The sequence below is a fragment of the Streptomyces rubellomurinus genome (genome assembly GCF_000961885.1).
Lineage (GTDB): Bacteria > Actinomycetota > Actinomycetes > Streptomycetales > Streptomycetaceae > Kitasatospora > Kitasatospora rubellomurina.
Window position 1 is genome coordinate 37,759 of sequence record NZ_JZKH01000025.1, and the last position, 19,994, is coordinate 57,752.

General features: G+C 75.5%; 18 protein-coding genes and 1 pseudogene. 13 read left to right on the forward strand and 6 right to left on the reverse strand.

What is annotated here, in order from left to right:
• Position 1: 1 nt before the first annotated feature.
• The 5 genes from VM95_RS14490 (at position 2) to VM95_RS14510 (ending at position 5,488) form a co-directional block, all read left to right on the forward strand.
• Positions 2-1,657: a sensor histidine kinase gene (locus tag VM95_RS14490; RefSeq protein WP_244178769.1), complete on the forward strand. Its 1,656-nt coding sequence runs from the start codon at positions 2-4 to the stop codon at positions 1,655-1,657.
• Positions 1,658-1,759: 102 nt separating this feature from the next.
• Positions 1,760-2,428 (forward strand): response regulator transcription factor, encoded by a 669-nt coding sequence (locus VM95_RS14495; RefSeq protein ID WP_045696496.1) that lies wholly within the window; start codon positions 1,760-1,762, stop codon positions 2,426-2,428.
• Between the two features lie 621 nt (positions 2,429-3,049).
• Positions 3,050-3,847, forward strand: a complete 798-nt coding sequence (locus VM95_RS14500) for a LysM peptidoglycan-binding domain-containing protein (protein WP_045696498.1) — start codon at positions 3,050-3,052, stop codon at positions 3,845-3,847.
• Positions 3,848-4,034: 187 nt separating this feature from the next.
• Positions 4,035-4,787 carry an SDR family NAD(P)-dependent oxidoreductase gene (locus tag VM95_RS14505; RefSeq protein ID WP_244178770.1) on the forward strand — a complete coding sequence of 251 codons (753 nt, stop codon included), beginning with the start codon at positions 4,035-4,037 and terminating at the stop codon, positions 4,785-4,787.
• A gap of 98 nt (positions 4,788-4,885) precedes the next feature.
• Positions 4,886-5,488, forward strand: a complete 603-nt coding sequence (locus VM95_RS14510; RefSeq protein WP_045696501.1) for a TIGR03086 family metal-binding protein — start codon at positions 4,886-4,888, stop codon at positions 5,486-5,488.
• A 16-nt stretch (positions 5,489-5,504) separates the two neighbouring features.
• On the opposite strand, the gene VM95_RS14515 is transcribed toward VM95_RS14510, so the two are convergent.
• Entirely contained in the window at positions 5,505-5,969 is a 465-nt protein-coding gene (locus tag VM95_RS14515; RefSeq protein WP_045696503.1) for a (2Fe-2S)-binding protein, read from the reverse strand.
• A gap of 97 nt (positions 5,970-6,066) precedes the next feature.
• Positions 6,067-8,460: a xanthine dehydrogenase family protein molybdopterin-binding subunit gene (locus tag VM95_RS14520; RefSeq protein WP_078859895.1), complete on the reverse strand. Its 2,394-nt coding sequence runs from the start codon at positions 8,458-8,460 to the stop codon at positions 6,067-6,069.
• Between the two features lie 456 nt (positions 8,461-8,916).
• On the opposite strand from VM95_RS14520, the gene VM95_RS14525 reads away from it, so the two are divergent.
• The 4 genes from VM95_RS14525 to VM95_RS14540 all read left to right on the forward strand — a co-directional run bounded on the left by VM95_RS14525 (position 8,917) and on the right by VM95_RS14540 (position 12,293).
• Positions 8,917-10,173: an MFS transporter gene (locus VM95_RS14525; RefSeq protein WP_208615450.1), complete on the forward strand. Its 1,257-nt coding sequence runs from the start codon at positions 8,917-8,919 to the stop codon at positions 10,171-10,173.
• Positions 10,174-10,251: 78 nt separating this feature from the next.
• Entirely contained in the window at positions 10,252-10,629 is a 378-nt protein-coding gene (locus VM95_RS14530; RefSeq protein WP_045696505.1) for a nuclear transport factor 2 family protein, read from the forward strand.
• A gap of 128 nt (positions 10,630-10,757) precedes the next feature.
• The gene (locus tag VM95_RS14535; protein WP_045696507.1) at positions 10,758-11,480 is read left to right on the forward strand and encodes a DsbA family oxidoreductase; all 723 of its coding nucleotides are present in this window, start codon (positions 10,758-10,760) and stop codon (positions 11,478-11,480) included.
• An 81-nt stretch (positions 11,481-11,561) separates the two neighbouring features.
• On the forward strand, positions 11,562-12,293 hold the full coding sequence (locus VM95_RS14540; protein WP_045696509.1) for a Mut7-C RNAse domain-containing protein: 732 nt from the start codon (positions 11,562-11,564) through the stop codon (positions 12,291-12,293).
• Between the two features lie 93 nt (positions 12,294-12,386).
• Here the strand turns inward: VM95_RS14540 and VM95_RS41545 are convergent, their stop codons facing one another.
• Complete coding sequence (locus tag VM95_RS41545) at positions 12,387-13,202, reverse strand: hypothetical protein (protein ID WP_208615451.1); 816 nt, start codon at positions 13,200-13,202, stop codon at positions 12,387-12,389.
• 108 nt (positions 13,203-13,310) lie between these two features.
• On the opposite strand from VM95_RS41545, the gene VM95_RS14550 reads away from it, so the two are divergent.
• Positions 13,311-13,811, forward strand: a complete 501-nt coding sequence (locus VM95_RS14550; RefSeq protein ID WP_045696511.1) for an inorganic diphosphatase — start codon at positions 13,311-13,313, stop codon at positions 13,809-13,811.
• A 36-nt stretch (positions 13,812-13,847) separates the two neighbouring features.
• Here the strand turns inward: VM95_RS14550 and VM95_RS14555 are convergent, their stop codons facing one another.
• A complete protein-coding gene (locus tag VM95_RS14555) occupies positions 13,848-15,128 on the reverse strand; it encodes a pyroglutamyl-peptidase I (protein ID WP_045696513.1) in 1,281 nt (426 codons plus the stop codon).
• Positions 15,129-15,197: 69 nt separating this feature from the next.
• Between VM95_RS14555 and VM95_RS14560 the strand changes: the two genes are divergently transcribed.
• Positions 15,198-16,406, forward strand: coding sequence for a cytochrome P450 family protein (locus VM95_RS14560; protein WP_045696515.1), 1,209 nt, complete (start codon positions 15,198-15,200; stop codon positions 16,404-16,406).
• Positions 16,407-16,512: 106 nt separating this feature from the next.
• Positions 16,513-17,067: pseudogene (locus VM95_RS45475) on the forward strand (TerD family protein); the annotation flags it as partial.
• A gap of 781 nt (positions 17,068-17,848) precedes the next feature.
• On the opposite strand, the gene VM95_RS14570 reads toward VM95_RS45475, so the two are convergent.
• Complete coding sequence (locus VM95_RS14570; RefSeq protein WP_045696519.1) at positions 17,849-18,478, reverse strand: TetR/AcrR family transcriptional regulator; 630 nt, start codon at positions 18,476-18,478, stop codon at positions 17,849-17,851.
• Between the two features lie 135 nt (positions 18,479-18,613).
• Here VM95_RS14570 and VM95_RS14575 point away from each other — a divergent pair, with 135 nt between their 5' ends.
• The gene (locus tag VM95_RS14575) at positions 18,614-19,651 is read left to right on the forward strand and encodes an aldo/keto reductase (RefSeq protein WP_045696588.1); all 1,038 of its coding nucleotides are present in this window, start codon (positions 18,614-18,616) and stop codon (positions 19,649-19,651) included.
• Positions 19,652-19,707: 56 nt separating this feature from the next.
• On the opposite strand, the gene VM95_RS41550 is transcribed toward VM95_RS14575, so the two are convergent.
• Positions 19,708-19,953, reverse strand: a complete 246-nt coding sequence (locus VM95_RS41550) for a hypothetical protein (RefSeq protein ID WP_045696520.1) — start codon at positions 19,951-19,953, stop codon at positions 19,708-19,710.
• Positions 19,954-19,994: the final 41 nt, after the last annotated feature.

The window sequence follows — 19,994 nt, forward strand, 5'->3', positions numbered from 1 at the left end:
GGTGAATGCGATCGCGCGGGCCTGGAAGAGAGCGGTACGGAAGGCGCTGCCGGGCCCCTGGCGGCCCCGGCGGGTGGTCGGCGAGGTGCTGCTCGCGGTGCTGCTGGGCACGGTCGCCGCGCTGCTGGAGGTGGCCGCCGACTCGGGGCTGGAGGTGCCGTTCGCCCTGGGGACGGTGGTGCTGTTCGTGCTGCGCCGGGCCTTCCCGGCGTCGGTGCTGCTGCTCACCGCCGCCGCGACGGGCTGTTCGGCGGGGCCGTTCCCGTTGCTGGTGTTCGCCGGGTGGGCGGCGGGGGCGGGGATCCGGGCGGTGTGGCGGCTGGTGGGCACCTTCGCGCTCGGGTGGCTGCTGTTCACGGTGACGGGCGCGGTGAAGGACGCCGGTTCGGCCGCGCCGAAGCTGATCGTCGGACTGTCGCTCGGCTTCTTCCTGCTGGTCGCCGTGCTGCCCGCGCTGTGGGGCCGCTACCGGGCGCAGCGCCGGGCCCTGCTGGACGCGCTGCGCGAGCGCCGGGAGCAGCTGTCGCGCGAGCGGGTGATGGTGGTGCACCAGGCGCGGCTGCGCGAGCGGCACCGGATCGCCCAGGACATGCACGACAGCCTCGGCCACCAACTGGCGCTGATCTCGGTGCATTCGGGCGCGCTGGAGGTGGACCGCACGCTGACCGAGCGGCAGCGCGAGGCGGTCGGTGTGCTGCGGCAGGCGGCGGTCTCGGCGATGCGCGAGCTGCGCGAGGTGGTCGGGGTGCTGCACGACGAGTCGACGACCCCGCCCCCGGCGGTGGGTCCGGCGGCGGGCCGGGGCGGGGTGGACGGGGTCGCGGGCCTGGTGGACGCCTCCCGGGCGGCCGGGGCGGCGGTGGACTTCACGACCGAGGGCGAGCGGCGCCCGCTGGCGGCGTCGGTGGACCAGGCGGCGTACCGGATCGTGCAGGAGGCGCTCACCAACGCGCACAAGCACGCCCCCGGCGCGCCGATCGCCGTCGCGCTCCGGTACGAGCCGGACGCGCTGGTGGTGGAGGTGACGAATCCGCGCGCGCCGGAGCTGGTGGGCGCGCGCGCCGGCGCGGGCGCGGCCGTGAGCGGCGGGCAGGGGCTGGCCGGGTTGCGGGAGCGCGCCCGGCTGGCGGGCGGCATGGTGCACGCCGGGGCGACGCCCGAGCAGGGGTTCCGGCTGGCGGCCGTCCTCCCGTACGAGGGGGCGGAGGGCGACGGCGGGGCCGGCCCGGCCGGTGCGGACCCGGACGACTGGCTGTACTCGGGCCTGCCGGAGGTCGGCGAGGAGGAGGGCCGCCGGCGCAGCCCCGCGCTCGGCTGCGCGGTCGGCGTGGTGGGCGTCGTGATCACCGTGCTGGCGCTGCTGGTCTGGGGCGTGGTGGCGTTCCTGCAGGGGACGAGCGACGCGACGGTCCGCAAGGCGCTGTACGACGAGCTGCAGGTCGGCATGCCGGCGGGCGAGGTGCAGGAGCGGCTGCCGAAGGGCAACGACTTCTTCACCGGCGACTTCCACCACAGCGGGCCGACCCCGCCGGAGGGCGCGCGCTGCCGCTGGTTCCTGTCCGGCGACCAGAGCGCGGACTGGCGCGAGGACGAGGTGATGCGGTTCTGCTTCAAGGACGGCGTGCTGGTGGAGAAGCAGGACTTCGTCGTGCGGTGACGGCCTGCGGGCAGCCCCGGGGCCCGGGTGGTCGGGCGGCCGGCCCGGGGATGTGAGGATGGGGGCAGCAGCCGAATTTCCGTTCGAGGGGAACGACCAGCCGTGATCCGAGTCCTCGTCGCCGACGACGAGCCGCTCATCCGCGCCGGGATCAGGATGATCCTCGGCTCCGCCGACGACATCGAGGTGGTGGCGGAGGCCGCGGACGGCCGGGAGGCGTTGGAGCTGGCCCGGGCGCACCGGGTGGACGTGGTGCTGCTGGACATTCAGATGCCGGTGATGGACGGGCTGACGGCGCTCGGGGAGCTGGCGAGGGTCGCGCCCGGCGCGCGGGCGCTGATCCTCACCACCTTCGGGGAGCGCGAGAACGTCCTGCGCGCCGTGACCGAGGGCGGCGCCGGCTTCCTGCTCAAGGACACCGCGCCCGGCGAGCTGATCCAGGCCGTCCGGGCGGCGGCGGGCGGCAACGCCTTCCTCTCCCCGGCCGCGACCCGGCACATCGTCGACTCGCTGGCCGCCGGGCGCGGCGGTACGGCGGCGGCGCGGGCGGCGCGGGCCCGGCAGCGGCTGGAGGTGCTGACCGGGCGTGAGCTGGAGGTGCTGGAGCTGCTCGGGGAGGGGCTGTCCAACGCGGACGCGGGGGCGCGCATCCACATGAGCGAGGCGACGGTGAAGACGTACGTCAGCCGGATCCTCGCCAAGTTGGGCTGCGACAACCGGGTGCAGGCGGCGCTGCTGGCCCGGGACGCCGAACTCGGCGGACGCGGCTGAGGGTTCGATCGGCGTCGGCACGCGTCGGCACGCGTCGGCACCCGGCGGCGCGGCGGCAGGTGTCCGAGCGGAGCCGGGCGACTGCGGAGAGTGTTCGAGGTGGCGCAGGTCACTCGGTTGCGGTGTGTAGCCGGGAAATCGCGGAGCGATGGTGACGGACCGTCAGTGCGCGGTTGCCGTGGGTGGAGCGCGCGGCTCGTTCGACGGGCGCACGGGTGTGAGTGAACGCACGGGAAATGACCATGTGATCTTGTGAAAGCAGTCAAATGCGGTCGAACCGGGCGCAGTTTCTTGATCGATACCGCCGGTAACAGTCAACTGACCTGCGGCTTTCAAGAATTGCTTGCCGCCCCCGGGGGCGGCCCGTAGCTTCTTCTGCGGCGCAACGAGCGCCACCCGGGTTCACCCCGACGCACGGCCCGCCGACTAGCACCCGGCGCGAGGGCCGTGCCCGCCGACAGGACCGGCTCGAACAGGTCGTCGGCGAGCGGAGGTGGCCGGGGCGGCACGGCACGTCCGACACGTGCCCGGCCGCCCATCGAGTGAGGCGAGCGGAAACGACCGGCCCATGTCCCGGGCCTGGTTCCGCATGCCTGCCCGGGGTTCGTCGAGAGGACCTACATGACTCCCCGTCACGAGACCGCCGCTGCCACCCCCGCCACCGTCACCAAGCGCAACCGCGTGCGGATGGCGGTCGTCGCAGGCGCCGCCGTCGCGGCCCTGCCGGTGGCCGGCCTCGTCACGGCCACCTCGGCCTCCGCCGCGACCACCTCCACCTGGGACGCCGTCGCCCAGTGCGAGAGCGGCGGCAACTGGAGCATCAGCACCGGCAACGGCTTCCACGGCGGACTGCAGTTCACCCCCTCCACCTGGGCCGCGTACGGCGGAACCGCGTACGCCCCCCAGGCGAACCAGGCCAGCAGGGCGCAGCAGATCGCCGTCGCGGAGAAGGTCCTCGCCTCGCAGGGCCCGGGCGCCTGGCCCGTCTGCTCCGCCAAGGCCGGCCTCACCAAGGGCGGTGCCCCCGCCGCCGTCGACACCTCCGGCAGCGCCTCGGACGGCTCGGACGACGCCCCGGCCAAGCCGGCGGCGAAGCCCACCGGCAAGGCCGCGCCGAAGGCCAAGGCGAAGCCGCAGGCGCAGGAGCCCAGGCACGCCGCGCCCAAGGGGCAGCCGTCGAAGGCCCAGGCCCCGAAGGCGCAGACCCCGAAGGCCCAGGCCCCGAGCACCCAGGCCCCGAAGAGCGAGCGGCCGACGAACGGCGCCGCCACCGGCGGATACACCGTCAGGAGCGGCGACACGCTGAGCGACATCGCGGCGAAGTTCGGCGTCGACACCGTCAGCCTGTACAGCAGGAACGCCGCCACCATCGGCGCCGACCCGGACCTGATCTTCCCGGGCCAGACCCTGACCGTCTGACGCCGCCCCGCATCGGCCGCCGAGCGGCCGCCCCTGCCCGGGGCGGCCGCTTCGGCGTGCGCGGGTGGGGGCCTGCGCCGGCCGGTGGTCGACGGTCGAACGCGACGTCCGATTGTCGCCGGAACTTCCGCGCGCTCTGATCGAGGATCGAGTCGGATCAGCGAACGGCACGAGGAGTTCTGCGGAGATGACGACAGAGATGACGACGATGAACGGCAAGGTGGCTCTGGTGACCGGCGGCAGCCGGGGGATCGGGGCGGCGATCGCGCTGCGACTGGCCGAGGACGGCGCCGACGTGGCGCTCACCTACCGGGGCGGGAGCGAGCGCGCCGAAGCGGTGGTCGCGAAGATCGCCGCGATGGGCCGGACCGCCCTGGCGGTGCGCGCGGACGGCGCCGACGAGGCGGCGGTGCGCGGCGCGGTGGCGGCCGTGGTCGAACGGTTCGGCCGGCTGGACGTCCTGGTGAACAACGCGGGCGTCGGCGCGGTCGGGCCGATCGGGGGGACGGCGGTCGAGGAGATCGACACCCTGCTGGCGGTGAACGTCCGCGCGCCGTACCTCTACGCCCGGGCGGCCGCGCCGCACCTGGCCGAGGGCGGGCGGATCGTCACCATCGGCAGCTGCCTCGCGCAGCGGGTCGCCTTCCCCGGCGCCGTGCTGTACGCGACCAGCAAGGCGGCGATGACCGGTCTGACCAAGGCGCTGGCCCGGGAGCTCGGCCCGCGCGGGATCACCGTCAACCTCGTCCACCCCGGCCCGATCGACACCGACATGAACCCGGCGGACGGCGACTCCGCCGACTTCCAGCGAGGCTTCACCGCGCTCGGCCGCTACGGCGCGCCGGCGGAGGTCGCGGGCGCCGTCGCCTACCTGGCCGGCGAGGACGGCCGGTACGTGACCGGCGCGGAGCTGGCGGTGGACGGCGGGTTCGCCGCCTGAACCCGGTGGGGCGCGGTGTCGTGCCGGGCGGCTGTCGGCGTGCGCGCTTACGATCGCCCGGCACGGCCCGTCCCCCCACCGATCGAGAGGTGTGCCCCATGACCGCAGCGGACGACCCGATCGACCTGCTCTCCCGGGCGCTCGCGCAGACCGCCGGGCTGATCGACGGCACCGGCGTCGAGCTGGCCGCCCACCCGACGCCCTGCCGCTCCTGGGACGTCGGCGACCTGGTCAGTCATCTGCTGTTCGACCTGCGGCAGTTCACCGTCCGGGCGCGCGGCGGGCAGCCGGACTGGTCGCAGCCCTTCGAACGGGTGGAGGAGGACTGGCTGCACGCCTTCGAGGCGGGCGCGGCCGAGCTGGTCGAGGCCTGGCGCGCCGCCGGTGACCTCACCGGCACGCTGGAGGTCCCCGGCGGCACGCTGCCCCGGCGCTTCCCGGTGGACCAGCAGATCGCCGAATTCGCCGTCCACGGCTGGGACTTGGCGCGCGCCACCGGCCAGTCCACCAGCGGACTCGACCACGAGGTGGCGGCCGCCGCACTGGCCTGGGCGCACGGCGCCCTCAAGCCCGAGTACCGGGGCGACGAGGCGGACCACCACGCCTTCGGCCCCGAGGTCGCGGCTCCCGAGGACGCGCCGCCGTACGACCGGCTGGCCGCCTACTTCGGCCGCGACCCGCAGGCGCCGGTCTCGGCGTAGGCCCCGCCCCCGGGTGTCAGGCCCGGGGGCGCCGGGCGGCGGCCAGCTTGATGGCCGCGCGGATGCGCGGATAGGTGCCGCAGCGGCAGATGTTCTGGATCCGGTCGATGTCCGCGTCGGTCGGGTTCGGGGTGCGGCGCAGCAGGGCGACGGCGGTCATGATCTGGCCGGGCTGGCAGAATCCGCACTGGGCGACGTCGCAGGCCAGCCAGGCCTCCTGGACGGGGTGGAGGGTGTCGCCGGTGGCCAGGCCCTCGATGGTGGTGACGCTGCGGCCGGCGCAGTCCTTGACCGTACGGGTGCAGGGCTGGAACTCCTCGCCGTCGAGGTGGCTGGTGCAGGAGCGGCAGACTCCCACGCCGCAGCCGTACTTGGGGCCGGTGACGCCGAGTTTGTCGCGCAGCACCCAGAGCAGCGGCATGTCGTCGGGGGCCTCGACGGTGACGGGCCGCCCGTTGAGGACGAAGGTGTGGCTGGGCATGGGTGGTGGCCGTCCTTGGGGTCCTTGGCGCGAGGGCAGGGGGTAGGCGTCAGGGGGGGGTGAGGCGTCCGCAGGTGAGGCGTCGGATCGCGAGGTGTCAGAACGCCAGGGGGAAGGAGCGGGGGCTGGTGCCGGTGGCCCGCGCGTAGGCGTTGGCGACGGCGGCGCAGGCGGCCGCCACCCCCAACTCGCCCGCGCCGCCGGGCGGTCCGCTCGGCGGCAGCAGGTGGATCTCCACCGCGGGCGGGGTGTCCCGCTGCCGGGCGTACCGGAAGTCGGCGTAACTTCCCTCCCGTACCGCGCCGTTGTCGATGTGGTTGCCGGCCCGAAGGATCACCGAGATGCCGTCGACCAGGGTGCCGGTCAGCTGGGCTTCGAGGCCTCGGGGGTCGATCGCCCGGCCGACGTCGACGGCGCACACCGCCCGGGTCACCCGGGGGTCGGCCCGGTCGGTGGCGTCGAGTTCGACGAGGTAGGCGACCCGGCCGCCGTTCTCCTCGTGGTAGCCGACGCCCTGGGCCTGTCCGGGGGGCATCGGCCGCCCCCAGTTCCCCTTCTGGGCGACGGTGTCGAGGACGGCCCGGCCGAGCGTGCCGCGCAGCCGGGCGCGGCGGAAGGCGACCTCGTCCTGGCCCGTCCGGCGGGCGAGCTCGTCCATCATGATCTCGTCGGCGACCCGGACGGTGCCGGAGTAGACGGAGCGCCAGCTGCCGGTGGGCATGTCGAGCGCCACCTCGGCGAGCAGCTGGGTGGGGACGCCGACGTCGTACGGGTTCTTCTCGGTGAGCAGGAAGAAGCCCTGGGCGAGGCTGAGCCCGGCGAGCGAGAGGTCGAACCCGGCTCCGGTCAGGGCCTCGCCGAGGCCGTGCCCCAGGTCGGTGCGGACGGTGGCGGCGCGGTGCTCCCAGCTGAGGACCTGGCCGAGCGGGCCGTAGGTGGCCCGGACGCGGTGGTGGCTGGCGGGGCGCATCCGGCCGTGCCGCATGTCGTCCTCGCGGGTCCACATCAGCTTGACCGGGCGGCCGGCGGCCCGGGAGACCTGGGCGGCCTCCAGCGCGGCGTCGAAGAACAGCCGGCGGCCGAACGAGCCGCCGCCGCGCACCACGTGGACGGTCACCGCGCCCTGCGGCAGGCCGAGTTCGGCGGCGATCGCCTGCTGGGCGACGATCGGCGCCTGCGCGGCGAACCACACGTCGGCGCGGCCGGGCCGGACGTCGGCGACCGCCGTCAGCACCTCCATCGGGGCGTGGTTGACGAAGGCGAAGTCGAACTCGCCGTCCAGGTACGGGGTGAGCAGCGGCGGCAGCAGGAACGGCGGGTGGGCGTCGCGGAGCCGGGCGCGGATGTCGGCGCCGGACAGGTGCGCGACCGGGCCGGGGTGCCAGGTGGTGCGCAGGGCGTTCCGGGCCTTGAGCGCCTGGTCGAAGGTCTCGGCGAGGACGGCGACGCCGCTCGGGATCCGCACCACGCCCAGCACCCCGGGCATGGCGCGGGCGGCGGAGGCGTCGAGGCTCGCGAGGGTGCCGTTGATGGTGGTGGGGCGGGCGACGACGGTGGGCACGGCACCGGGGATCCGGAGGTCCCCGGTGTACGCGGCGCGGCCGGTGACGATGTCGCGGGCGTCGATCCGGCCGGTCGGCGTGCCGACGACGCGCAGCCGGTCGGGGGGCTTGGGGGTGGCGGGCACGGCCGGCACGGCCACGGCGGCCGCCGCCGCGGCGAGTCGGCCGAAGCCGACCCGCCGGCCGTCCGGGGCGAGGACGGCGGAGTCGGCGGTGCGCAGGGTGCCGGCGGGGAGGTTCCAGTGCTGGGCGGCGGCGGTGACCAGCCGGGCACGGGCGGCGGCGGCCGCGGCGCGCACCGGCTCGTACAGCGAGCGCACCGAGGTGGAGCCGCCGGTCAGTTGGTTGAACAGCAGCTCGGGGCGGCCGTCCGAGAGCGGCACGTCCACGTCGGTGAGCCGGGCGTCCAGCTCCTCGGCGACCAGCATGGCCATCGCGGTGGTGAGGCCCTGGCCGACCTCCAGCCGGGGCAGGGTCAGCACGGCCCGTCCGGCGGCGGTGACTTCGAGCACCAGCAGGTGGGCGGTGGGCAGGCAGGCCAGGGTGATGGCGTCGCCGAGGTCGACGACGTCGGGGATGCCGGGCAGGCCGAGCAGTTGCGGGGGCGCGGTGGCGGCGGCCGCGGTGCGGGCGGCGGTGTTCCGGACGGCGGCGGGTGCGCTCGCGGGCGCGGCGGCGTCGAGGCCGATCCGGGCGGCGACGGTGAGGGTCGGCGCGGCCAGCAGGTAGGTGAGGAAGCGGCGGCGGCCGGTCGTGGGGGCCTCGCCCGGCCGGCCGCCCTCGTCCGAGGGGGCGATGTCCGAGGGGGCGATGGAGGTGCAGATGGGAGGGGCCCTTCGCGCGGGTGGCGGCGCCGGCTCGGGCGGGCGCGCGGGCGGGTGTGCGGGCGGCGCCGGCCCCGGTGCCGGATCGCGAACGCCGTCGAGCATAGGGCACTACTGACGGGTCACCACGGGCTCCGGCGGCCCTCCGCAAGGGGCGCGGACGGGTGCCTCGCACGCCCCCGGCGGACGGTTCGGGGCGGGTACGGACGGCACGTCCGGGGCGCGGGCACGGCCGCGGAAAGCCGGGGCCGCCGCGGCCGGTGCCGGGCGGCGGCGCCCGGCCCGGCCAACCCGGCGCCGTCGCACGGGAGTTCACCACTCGCCAGGTGGTGCGGCGGACGACCCGCAAGTGGACCAGGAAAATCCAAGATCACTGGACCTGTCGCGCGGTCCATTCGGGCCCTAGGGTGGGTCCGACGTCGTTGGGGGCCGACGCGAACGGTTGCGCACGCCCGGCCCGCGCGCCGCCCGCCCGTCCGCCCGCTCACCCGACCGCTCGCCCGTTTGCCGATCCGCCCGGCGCCTCCCGTCCGGCCGGAGAAGCCGGAGAACAGGAACGAAGTGCCGAACCACAGCACCGCCCGGTTCACCCTGCTGCCGCCCGCCGGACCCCAGCGCACGCTCGCCGCCGCCCAGTTGGCGAGCGCGGTGGGCGACGGCGCCTACTACACCTGCTCCGCGCTCTACTTCACCCGCGTCGTCGGCATGTCGGCCACCGCCCTCGGCGCCGGCCTCGCAGTCGGCTGGGCGATCGGCTCGGTCGCGGGCGTCCCGCTCGGCCACCTCGCCGACCGCCGGGGCCCGCGCCGCACGGCCGTGGCGCTCGCGCTCGGCGCGGCCGCCGTGGTCGGCGCGTTCCTGGTGATCCGCTCCTTCCTGCCGTTCCTGCTCGCCATCTGCCTGTACGCCACCGCGCAGTCCGGGCTCGGCGCCGCCCGGCAGGCGCTGGTCGCCGGCCTGGTGCCGCGCGCCGAACGCACCGGGCTGCTCGCCCACCTCCAGTCCACCCTCAACGGCGGCCTGGCGGTCGGCGCCGCCATCGGCGGCATCGCCCTCACCATCGGCACCCGGACCGCCTACCTCGGCGCCTTCGTCCTCACCGTCCTCGGCCTCCTGGCCGGTGCGCTGCTGCTCCGCCGACTGCCCGAAGTCCCGCCCGCGCAAGCGGAGTCGGGCCCGGGCGCCGGCCCGCGGCTGGCCGTGCTGCGCGACCGCCGCTACGCCGCCGTCACCGCCGTCAACACCGTGCTGCTGCTGCGGATGCCGCTGCTCAGCCTCATCTTCCCGCTGTGGATCGCCCAGCGCGCCCCCGGGCTCGGCTGGCTCGGCTCGGCGCTGTTCGTGCTCAACACCGTGGCCGTGCTGCTCTTCCAGGTCCGCGCGGCGAGCGACGTCACCGGGCTGGACTCGGCGGTGCGGGCCGTCCGCTCGGCCGGCGTGCTGCTGCTCCTGTCCTGCGTGGTCTGCGGACTGTCCGCCCTGGACGTCCCGGTGTGGGCGATCGGCGCCCTGCTGGTCGCCGGGGCCTCGCTGCAGGTGGTCGGCGAGATGCGGCAGTCGGCCGGCTCCTGGCAGCTCGGCTTCGACCTCGCACCGCCGGAGCGCATCGGCCAGTACCAGGGCTTCTTCAACACCGGCGTCGCCGTCGCCCGCACCCTCGGACCGCTGCTCCTCACCACCCTGCTGCTCGACGGCGGCCTCGCCGGCTGGCTGGCCTTCGGCGGCGTCTTCCTCGCCGCCGGCTACGCGATGGGCCCGATCGCCCGCTGGGCGGCCCGCGACCGCGACACCGTGGCGGTCGCCCCGGCCGGGGTGTAGCGCGGAGTCGACCCGGCCGGCCGCAGAGGTTCGGGCTCGCGGGACGATCGCACGCGCAGCGGCTGGTATGACTGGGGGATGCAGGAAGAGACGGCACGCACCGCGATCGACACATTCATCTCCGCGTTCAACGCCTCGGACGACAGCTATGTGACTGCCCTGCTCGCCCAGGCCCTGACCTCGGACGTGGTCTTCTGGGGGCCGTTGGGCCGCAGCGAGGGAATCGCGGCGGTCGAACGGTTCGTGCTGGACATCCGGCACCACCCGGCGGGGACCGGCACGATGGCGCGCTGTTCGGCGGTGGACATGCCCGACGAGTGGGCCCGGTACCGGTGGGCCTTCACCACGCCGGACGGCGGCCCCCGCCTGACGGGAACGGACGTCGTCCATCTGCGGCGGAACCTCATCGACCAGGTCATCGTCTTCGCGGGGGAGATCGAGCCGTCCGCCTCCTGAGCCGTGCGGGGCCGGCACCGGGCCGCCCGCACCTGAACATTTCAGGACGAGAAATATTCAGCCCGTCGAGCGTGTTGTGCCCCGAGCCGGCGCGGGAGGTCCGCGCGGGACGGAAGGAGTGCGGCGCCGTGCGTGTCGAAGTGTGGAGTGACATCAACTGCCCGTGGTGCTACATCGGCAAGGCGCGGTTCGAGCGGGCGCTGGAGCGCTTCCCGCACCGGGGCGAGGTGGAGGTCGTCCACCGCTCCTTCGAGCTGGACCCGCGCGCGCCGCACGAGGCCCGGCCGGTCATCCCGCTGCTCGCCGCCAAGTACGGCATGAGCCTGGAGCAGGCCGAGGCCACGGAGGCGCGGATCGCCGAGAACGCGCGCGGGGAGGGCCTGCCGTACGCGGGCGGGCGCGACGCCGCGAACTCCTTCGACATGCACCGCCTGCTGCACTTCGCGAAGGAGCACGGCCGGCAGGGCGAGCTGCTGGACGCGCTGTACCGGGCCAACTTCGCCGAGGAGCGTTCGGCGTTCGAGCCGGGGCGGCTGGTCGAACTGGCCGTCGAGGCGGGGCTGGACGGCGAGGCGGCGGCCGCCGTGCTGGCCGACCCGCAGGCGTACGCGGACGCCGTGCGCGAGGACGAGGCGACCGCGAGCGCGATGGGTGCGACCGGCGTGCCGTTCTTCGTCCTCGACCGGCGCCTCGGCGTCTCCGGCGCGCAGCCCGCGGAGACGTTCGCCCGGGCGCTGGAGCAGGCCTGGGAGACCCGGGTGCCGGTGCCGCTGACCCTGGTCGGAGAGGGCGCGGGCGGTACGGACGGCGCGGCCTGCGGCCCGGACGGCTGCGAGCTGCCGCAGCGCTGACGCCCACGCGGACGGGCGGGGCCCCGGGCCGCGCCGGAAACCCGGTGGCCCGGGCCACCCGCCCGCTGGCATGCTGGCCGGGTGGACCGACCCCAGATCCGGCTCGAATTCGCCCCCGAGCTGCACCTCTTCGTCTCCGCGCCCCGGCGGGCCGGGCGCTCCGAGCTGCGCACCGACGGCACCTCCACGCTCGGTCACGTCGTGGAGTCGCTGGGCGTGCCGCTGACCGAGGTCGGCGCGCTGCTGGTGGACGGCCGGCCGGTGCCCGACGCGCACGTCCCGGCGGACGGTGAGGAGATCACGGTCGCGGCCGTCGCCCGGCCGCAACCCGTGGGCGCGGCACCGCGGTTCCTGCTCGACGTCCACCTCGGCACCCTCGCCCGCCGGCTGCGCCTGCTCGGCATCGACGCCGCCTACGAGAACCCGGACATCGGCGACGCCGCGCTCGCCGCCCGCTCCGCCGCCGAGCGGCGCGTCATGCTCTCCCGCGACCGCGGCCTGCTGCGCCGCCGCGAACTGTTCGCCGGCGCGTACGTCTACAGCCACCGCCCCGCCGAGCAACTGCGCGACGTGCTCTCCCGGTTCGCGCCCCCGCTCGTGCCGTGGAGCCGCTGCACCACCTGCAACGGCACGCTGAGCGCCGTCGCCAAGACCACCGTGCGCGAGCAGCTGCACGACGGCACCGAGCGCTCCTACGACGCCTTCGCCCAGTGCGGCGACTGCGGGCAGGCCTACTGGCGCGGCGCCCACCACGCCCGACTGGAGGCGATCGTCACCGACGCCGTACGCGAATTCGGCGGCGCCCCGAGGTAGTCGGGGTCCGCCCGGGGCCGGGCGAGCCACCTGATCGGCCACGGCGGCCCCCGGCCCTCCTTCCCGGAGTTGCCGATCATCGGCTGGGCGGATCTACGGCGCGTGGAGGGCGAGGTCCCAGGCGTGGGTGGTGTAGTGGCCCATCCGGGTGGGGTGGCGTTCGACCAGGGTGACCGTCAGCCCCTCGGCCGTTCGGTGCAGCGTGCCGGTGAACCGGTGGCCCTGGTCGGCGGGCAGGGGGAGGAGGTCGGCGAGCGCGGTGTCGTCCAGCTCGCGCCCGACCGCGCGCAGCACCCCCGCGTCCAGCACCAGCAGGGTGCCGTCCGGCAGAACGAGGGGAGCGGGGGCCTGCGGGTCGGTGAGCAGCGGGCCGCGCTCGATCCGGCCGCCGGGGAGCAGCCGGACCACCCGGGACTCGGTGGGCAGCCGGCGGTCCGTCTCGACCACCCGCAGGCCGCTGCCGACGACGTAGTGGCCGAAGCTGCGCCAGGAGTCGACGAGGGTGCCGTCCCGGTCGTAGGCCCGGGTGTCGAAGGTGCCGTAGCCCTCCAGGCCGAGCGCGAAGCGCCCGCCGCCGAGGGCCGCCCCGCGCTCGCCGCGCAGTTCGGCGACGGTGGCGCCGTCCGCGAGGTCCAGCAGCAGGGCGGGGCCGAGGGTGCCCCAGGCGGTGTACCCGGCGGAGTCGGTGGTGACCAGGACCCGCCCGGAGGAGAGGTGCGCGGCGTTCGGCCGCCCGGGGCAGGGCACCCGCCAGCGGAGCCGGCCGGTGGTGTCGGTGCAGCTCAGCTCGCCGTCCCGGCCGTGCACCTGGATGCCGTCGCGCCGCGCCAGCGGCCCCTCCGGGCGGCCCTGCGGCCGCCCGCCGTCCGCGCGGTGGTGGTCCAGCACGGTGACCCGCCAGCTCCCCATGGGCGGGGATGGTAGCGGACGGGATTGAACGCGGAGGGGTGCCGGGTGGCCCGGAACGGCGGACAATCTCCCCAGGAGCCGTCCCCGGGCGCCGAGGAGGAGGCCGCGGTGGAGTTCGAGGTGATGATCGAGATCCCGCAGGGGTCGCGGAACAAGTACGTGATGGACTTCTCGGCGGGCCGCATCCGGCTGGACCGCACCCTGTTCACGGCCACCGCCTACCCGGCCGACTACGGCTACGTCGTGGGCACCCTCGGCGGTGACGGCGAGCCGCTGGACGCCCTGGTGCTGGGCGGGGAGCCGGCCGTCCCGGGCTGCGTGCGGACCTGCCGGGCGGTCGGCGTGTGGGTGATGCGCGACGAGCGCGGCCCGGACCACAAGGTGCTGTGCGTGCCGGCCCGCGACCCGCGCTACCGGGACCTGCGGGACGTCGGGGACCTGCGCGAGTTCGACCTGCTGGAGATCACCCACTTCTTCCAGGTCTACAAGGACCTTGAGCGCGGCAAGTCGGTCGAGGGCTCGCACTGGGCGGACCGGGACGCCGCGTACGCGGAGATCGCGGCGTCCCGGGCCCGCGCGGTCGGCACCCGCTTCGCCGACCCGGCGTAGCGGGAGCCGGAGCAGCGGGATCCGGGGCAGGGCGGCTCAGAGCCGGGCGCTGCCCAGGATCGCCCGGACCTGATCGGCGATGGCGGCCTCGTTGTGCTCGAACTCGGGGCCGGTGAGCAGGGATTGGTCGCCGGGCAGGCCGGTGAGGACGGGCGTGTGCAGGTGCCCGCCGGGGAGGTCGGGGGCGAGGTCGAGCCGGAGGCGGTTGGAGCGGTAGGCGACCTCGTTGGAGAGGTAGCCGCCTCCGCCGCCGGCGACGGCGCGGGAGCCCGGGGTGGGGCCGTCCGGGCGGTCGACGGGGTCGGTGGCGCCCTCGGGGATCTCGGTGACGGGGGTGTTGAGCAGGACGGGGTAGGGCTGCTGGACGGCCGTCATGGCGTCGGTGGGCAGCGTGGTGCGGATGAACTGCGGCCCGTCCGCCAGGCCGGGGGCGTCCACCGGGTGCTGCTCGGTGCCGCCGGAGAGCGCGCCGCGGTTGTCGGTGGCCGGGTCGGCGGAGCGGGCGCGTCCGGCCCAGGCCTCCAGGGTGAACGTGCCGGGGTAGCCCTGGCTGATGCTGGTGATCAGGTCGGCGGCCTGCGGGCCGGACCGCTCCAGGTGCGGGCGGAAGGCGCGTTCCACGATGCCGCCGTCGAAGTCGGCGTAGCGCACCGGAAGGACGACGGCCCGGACTTCGGCGGTGCTGCCGTCGGCCAGGGTGATGCGCCGGCCGTGCAGTTGCAGGACGGCGGCGCCGGACGGGTTGCCGCGGCGGGGTTCGGTGTCCAGGCCGAACGGGTCGAAGCCGCTGACGAAGACGTGGCGGACGGCCGGGTCGGTGCCGAAGCCGTCGTCCAGGCCGCGCGAGGCGTCCTCGAAGCGGGCCCGCAGCGCGGCCCGGTCGATGTCGAACGTCGGCTGCCAGCGGGCGAGTTGGACGGTCATGGCGAGCCGCGTCCAGTACAGCGGGCGGTCGTCGAGCGCGGGCAGCTCGCCGCCGGGGCGGCGGCCCTGGGCGCGGTCGACGCCCGCCTGCCACAGCGCCCGGCCCCAGGCGGTGACGATCCGCTCGGCCTGGCGGCCGCCGCGGGCGGCGCACAGGGCGGCGGGGAAGGCGTGCACCAGCCCGTCCAGGCCGGAGCGTTCGGTGAAGGCGGCGGTGCGGCCGTCCTGCAGCCGGGCCTGTTCGGCGTCGGTCGGCGCGGTGTCGGCGACCGCACAGCGGGCGGGGACGCGGGTGGAGGCGGGGGCGGCCTGGGCGACCGCCGGGGCGAGGAGGGCGGCGAGCGTGCCGGTGAGGGCGGCGGCCAGTCCGGCGGCGCGGCGAAGGCGTGTCATGCGACTGACAATAAATCGAGGGCCTGACGCCCCGCCAGACCGCCCGGCCGGTGCCCGTAGGCTGGCCAGGTGACACCCCTCGACATCGACCCGACGGTCAAAGCCCTGATCACGGACCCCTACGGCGGCTACGCCCGGCTGCGCGCCGAAGCGCCCGCGCACCGCGTCCTCGGCCCGGACGGACTGCCCGTCTGGCTGGTGACCCGCTACCCGGACGTCCGCCAGGCCCTCGCCGACCCCCGGCTCGCCCTCGACAAGGCGCACGCCGCACCCGGCAACTACCGCGGCTTCGCCCTGCCGCCCGCGCTCGACGCCAACCTGCTCAACATGGACCCACCGGACCACACCCGGATCCGCCGCCTCGTCTCCCGGGCCTTCACCCCGCGCCGGATCACCGCCCTGCACGCCCCGATCGAGCGCGTCGCCGAGCAACTCCTCGACCGCATCGAGCCGTTGGGCCGCGCCGACCTGATCGCCGACTACGCCGCCCCGCTGCCGATCACCGTCATCTGCGACCTGCTCGGCGTCCCCGAGGACGCCCGCCAGGACTTCCGCGCCTGGACCGACGCCCTGATCGCCCCGGACCCGACCCGCCCCGAACAGGCCCGCGCCGCCGTCAAGGCCATGCTCGGCTTCTTCACCGGCCTGATCGAGCGCAAGCGCACCGAGCCCGGCGACGACCTGCTCTCCGACCTCATCGCCGTCCGGGACGAGCAGGACGCCGGCGACCGGCCCGACCGGCTCAGCGAGGACGAACTGACCTCGCTCGCCTTCCTCATCCTCTTCGCCGGCTACGAGAACACCGTCCACCTGATCGGCAACGCCGTCCTCGCCCTGCTCACCCACGCCGAGCAACTCGCCGCGCTGCGCGCCGAACCCGGGCTGATCGACGGCGCCGTCGAGGAGTTCGCCCGCTTCGACGGCCCGGCGCCGCTCGCCATCCGGCGCTTCGCCCGCGAGGACCTCGCCATCGGCGGCGTCACCGTCCCGAAGGGGGAGACCGTCCTGCTCGCCCTGGCCTCCGCCAACCGCGACCCCGAACAGTTCACCGACCCCGACCGGCTCGACCTGCGCCGCCGCGAGAACGGCCACCTCGCCCTCGGCCACGGCATCCACTACTGCCTGGGCGCGCCGCTGGCCCGGATGGAGACCGCCCTCGCGCTCACCGCCCTGCTGCGCCGCTTCCCCGCCCTCGCCCTGGACGTGCCGGCCGAGCGGCTGCGCCACCGGCCCACCCTGCGGGCCCGCGGCCTGCTGGAACTGCCCGTCCGGTACTGACGCGACCCTGACGGGCGCGCGCGACGGGGGCGGGAACCGGCACGGGCTCTACAGCGTTGTCGTCGTCGAACGGGGATACGGCGGCAACCGGCACGGAGGAAGTCCCATGAGTGTGGCCCTGACGAAGGGCGGCAACGTCTCGCTGAGCAGACTGGCCCCCGGGCTGCGCACGGTCCGGATCGGCCTCGGCTGGACGGCCGAGGCCGGCTGCGACCTGGACGCGAGCGCGCTGCTGTGCGGGCCGGGCGGCAAGGTGCTCTCGGACCTGCACTTCGTGTTCTTCAACAACCTGCGGAGCCCGGACGGTTCGGTCCGCCACCTGGGCGGGGCGGGTGCGGTCGACGGCGACCGGGAGGGGATCGAGGTCCGGCTCCCGGACGTCGCCGCCGGGGTCGAGAAGATCGTCTTCGCGGTCGCGATCTACGACGCGACGGCCCGCCGGCAGAGCTTCGGGCAGGTGCGCGGCGCGTACGTCCGGCTCGCCGACGCGGACGGCGGGCCCGAGCTGGCCCGCTACGCGGTGACGCCCGAGACCGGCAGCGAGACGGCGATGGTCTTCGGCGAGCTGTACCGGCACGGCGCGGACTGGAAGTTCCGCGCGGTCGGCCAGGGCTACGCCGCGGGCCTCGCCGGGATCGCCACCGACTTCGGCGTCGACGTGCTCCAGCCGGCCGCGCCCGCCGCGCCCGTCCCGGCGCCGGTCGCGCCCGCGCCGGTCGCGCCCGCCGTCCCCCCGACGACCCAGCCCGCAGTGACAGGGAGCGCTCCCGTGACGTGTTTCTTCGACCCCTCGCACGGCCTCGGTTCGACGGCGGTGCTGTGGTCGCCGCAGTGGGGCGTGCCGCGCCAGATCGAGGCCTGCGCCGCCTGCGCCCAGCGGGTGCAGACCACCGTGCCGCCGTTCTACACCCCGCCGCAGGCCGGCTCCCCGCAGCCGGTCCAGCAGGGCCACCCGCAGGTGCCCGGCCAGGGCCGGCCGGAGGGCCGCCGCTTCGGCACCGGTGCGATGATCGGCGCCGGCGCGGCCGGTCTGGTCGGCGGCATGCTGATCGGTGAGGCGCTGAGCGACGACGGCCCCGAGGTGGTCGTCAACAACTACTACGAGAACGACGACGACTGGTTCTGAGCCGCCGTCGACGCCGCCGCGCCCGGCCGGATCCGTCCGGCCGGGCGCGGCCGGCCGAGTTCGTCGCACCGCTCCGACCGGGGGAGACCCATCGATGACCGGGGCCGTGACCGAGGCGGGCCCGGACAGGTCGGACCTCCGGTCGGGGCTGTTGGGGCAACTGCGCGAGGAGTACCAGGAGTTCGACGAGGACTGAGCGGTTCACCGCACCGGACGGCCGGACGACGCAACCCCGCGTCGTCCGGCCGTCCGGCGTTCCCGGGCCGTAGGGCTTGTCTGACGATTCCCGCCGGGCGCGCGAATTGTCAGACAAGCCCTACGGGCGCCGGTACGCCCCCGCCCGGGCGGCGGCCTCGGCGGCGGCGGCCGCGCGGTCGGCGGCGGCCTCGTCGAGGGGTTCGCCGGTGGTGAGCATCCGGTAGTAGAGCGGTGCGGAGACGGCCCGGATCACCTCGAACTCATCGGTGTCCGGCGGGAGTTCGCCGCGCTCGACGGCCTCCGTGACGCACGGCGCCCATTCCTCCACCCGGCGCCGGTAGAAGCGCCGCAGCGCCTCGGTGGTGCCCGGATCGGCGGTGCCCGGGGCGCCGTTCGCCGCGGCGAGGACGGCGCGGAACAGCGCGCCCTGCCGGGGGTCGGCGAGGGTGCGCCGGACGAGCTGCGCGTTGGCCCGCAGGTCCCCGGCGAGCGAGCCGGTGCGGGCGCGCGGCAGCGACTGCTCGGCCATGTCGGTCAGCAGGTCGGCGACCAGGGCGGTGGTGCTGCCCCAGCGGCGGTAGACGGTGGTGCGGCCGACCTCGGCCCGCTGGGCGAGGTCGCCGAGGTCCAGCCCGGCGAAGCCGTGCTCGACCAGGGCGTCCTCGGCGGCCCGCAGGACGGCGGCGCGGACCCGCGCGGTCCGCCCGCCGGGGCGGGCGGTGCCGGGGGTGGGGGGCTCGACGGCCATTAACGGGATTCCTGTTCCATTAGTCGGGTGGAGTCTGCTAGTTTCGAGACATCTTAACGGAACGGAAGTCCCATTAGCGGCTTCGAGGGGAGCACCCGCATGACCACCACCGCAACCACCACCACAACCACCGCGATGGAATACCGCAGCCTCGGCGCGTCCGGACTCAAGGTCCCCGCGCTCAGCCTCGGCACCGGCACCTTCGGCGGCCGCGGCCCGCTGTTCGGCGCCTGGGGCACCACCGACGTCCAGGAGGCCCGCCGCCTGCTCGACATCGCCATCGACGCCGGGGTCACCCTCTTCGACACCGCCGACGTCTACTCGGACGGCGCCTCCGAGGAGGTCCTCGGCCAGGCCGTCCGCGGCCGCCGCGACCAGGTGCTCATCTCCACCAAGGCCGGCCTCCCGACCGGCGACGGCCCGCAGGACGCCGGCACCTCCCGGGCCCGGCTGATCCGCGCCGTGGACGGCGCGCTGCGCCGCCTCGGCACCGACCACCTCGACCTCCTCCAGCTGCACGCCTACGACGCCGCCACCCCGATCGAGGAGGTGCTGGCCACCCTGGAGGACCTGGTCCGGGCCGGCAAGGTCCGCTACACCGGCGTCTCCAACTTCTCCGGCTGGCAGCTGATGAAGTCCCTCGCCCTCGCCGACCGGCACGGCCGGCCCCGCTACGCCGCCCACCAGGTCTACTACTCGCTGGTCGGCCGCGACTACGAGTGGGAGCTGATGCCGCTCGCCCGCGAGGAGGGCGTCGGCGCCCTGGTCTGGAGCCCGCTCGGCTGGGGCCGGCTCACCGGCCGCATCCGGCGCGGCCGTCCGCTCCCGGCCGACAGCCGGCTGCACGACACCGCCGACTACGGGCCGCCGGTCGAGGACGAGCTGCTGTACCGGGTGGTCGACGCGCTCGACGAGGTCGCCGCCGAGACCGGCCGGACCGTCCCGCAGATCGCGATCAACTGGCTGCTGCGCCGGCCCACCGTCTCCTCGGTCATCATCGGCGCCCGCAACGAGGAGCAGCTGCGGCAGAACCTCGGCGCGGTCGGCTGGTCGCTGACGGACGAGCAGGTGGCCCGGCTGGACGCGGCGAGCGCCCGTACCGCGCCGTACCCGTACTTCCCGTACCGCCGCCAGGAGGCCTTCGCCCGGCTCAACCCCCCGATCACGGGCTGACCGGCGCAACCGTGGCGAACGGTTGCGCCGGTCAGCGGCCATTCACCGCTCAGCCGTCAGCCGGTTGCCCCGACCGCCCTGGCGCCGTCCATCAGGCCCCGGCGGGCCTCGGCCACGGTCTCGGTCTGCCGGATCAGCACCTCGACGGCGCCGGCGATGAGCGCGAGCTCGGCCGGAGTGGTGAACCCCGGCCGGTGGATGATCTTGCGCAGGTCCTCGTAGTCGTCGGTGGTGACGGACTTCGTCACGGTGACGAGGTGGTTGATCCGCTGCTCCAGGTGGGCCAGCTGGTCCTTGTCCACGGTGATGCTGCTCCCTCGGTCGTCTGGGTACGAGCAGGCCA

Excerpts from the sequence above, each read along its gene's own strand:
- VM95_RS14510 (WP_045696501.1), top strand. The coding sequence starts at position 4,886 with ATGACCGCAGCGGACGACCCGATCGACCTGCTCTCCCGGGCGCTCGCG.
- VM95_RS14505 (WP_244178770.1), top strand. The coding sequence starts at position 4,035 with ATGACGACAGAGATGACGACGATGAACGGCAAGGTGGCTCTGGTGACC.
- VM95_RS14555 (WP_045696513.1), bottom strand. The coding sequence starts at position 15,128 with ATGACACGCCTTCGCCGCGCCGCCGGACTGGCCGCCGCCCTCACCGGC.
- VM95_RS41545 (WP_208615451.1), bottom strand. The coding sequence starts at position 13,202 with ATGGGGAGCTGGCGGGTCACCGTGCTGGACCACCACCGCGCGGACGGC.
- VM95_RS14515 (WP_045696503.1), bottom strand. The coding sequence starts at position 5,969 with ATGCCCAGCCACACCTTCGTCCTCAACGGGCGGCCCGTCACCGTCGAG.
- VM95_RS14570 (WP_045696519.1), bottom strand. The coding sequence starts at position 18,478 with ATGGCCGTCGAGCCCCCCACCCCCGGCACCGCCCGCCCCGGCGGGCGG.
- VM95_RS14500 (WP_045696498.1), top strand. The coding sequence starts at position 3,050 with ATGACTCCCCGTCACGAGACCGCCGCTGCCACCCCCGCCACCGTCACC.
- VM95_RS14520 (WP_078859895.1), bottom strand. The coding sequence starts at position 8,460 with ATGCTCGACGGCGTTCGCGATCCGGCACCGGGGCCGGCGCCGCCCGCA.
- VM95_RS14575 (WP_045696588.1), top strand. The coding sequence starts at position 18,614 with ATGGAATACCGCAGCCTCGGCGCGTCCGGACTCAAGGTCCCCGCGCTC.
- VM95_RS14530 (WP_045696505.1), top strand. The coding sequence starts at position 10,252 with ATGCAGGAAGAGACGGCACGCACCGCGATCGACACATTCATCTCCGCG.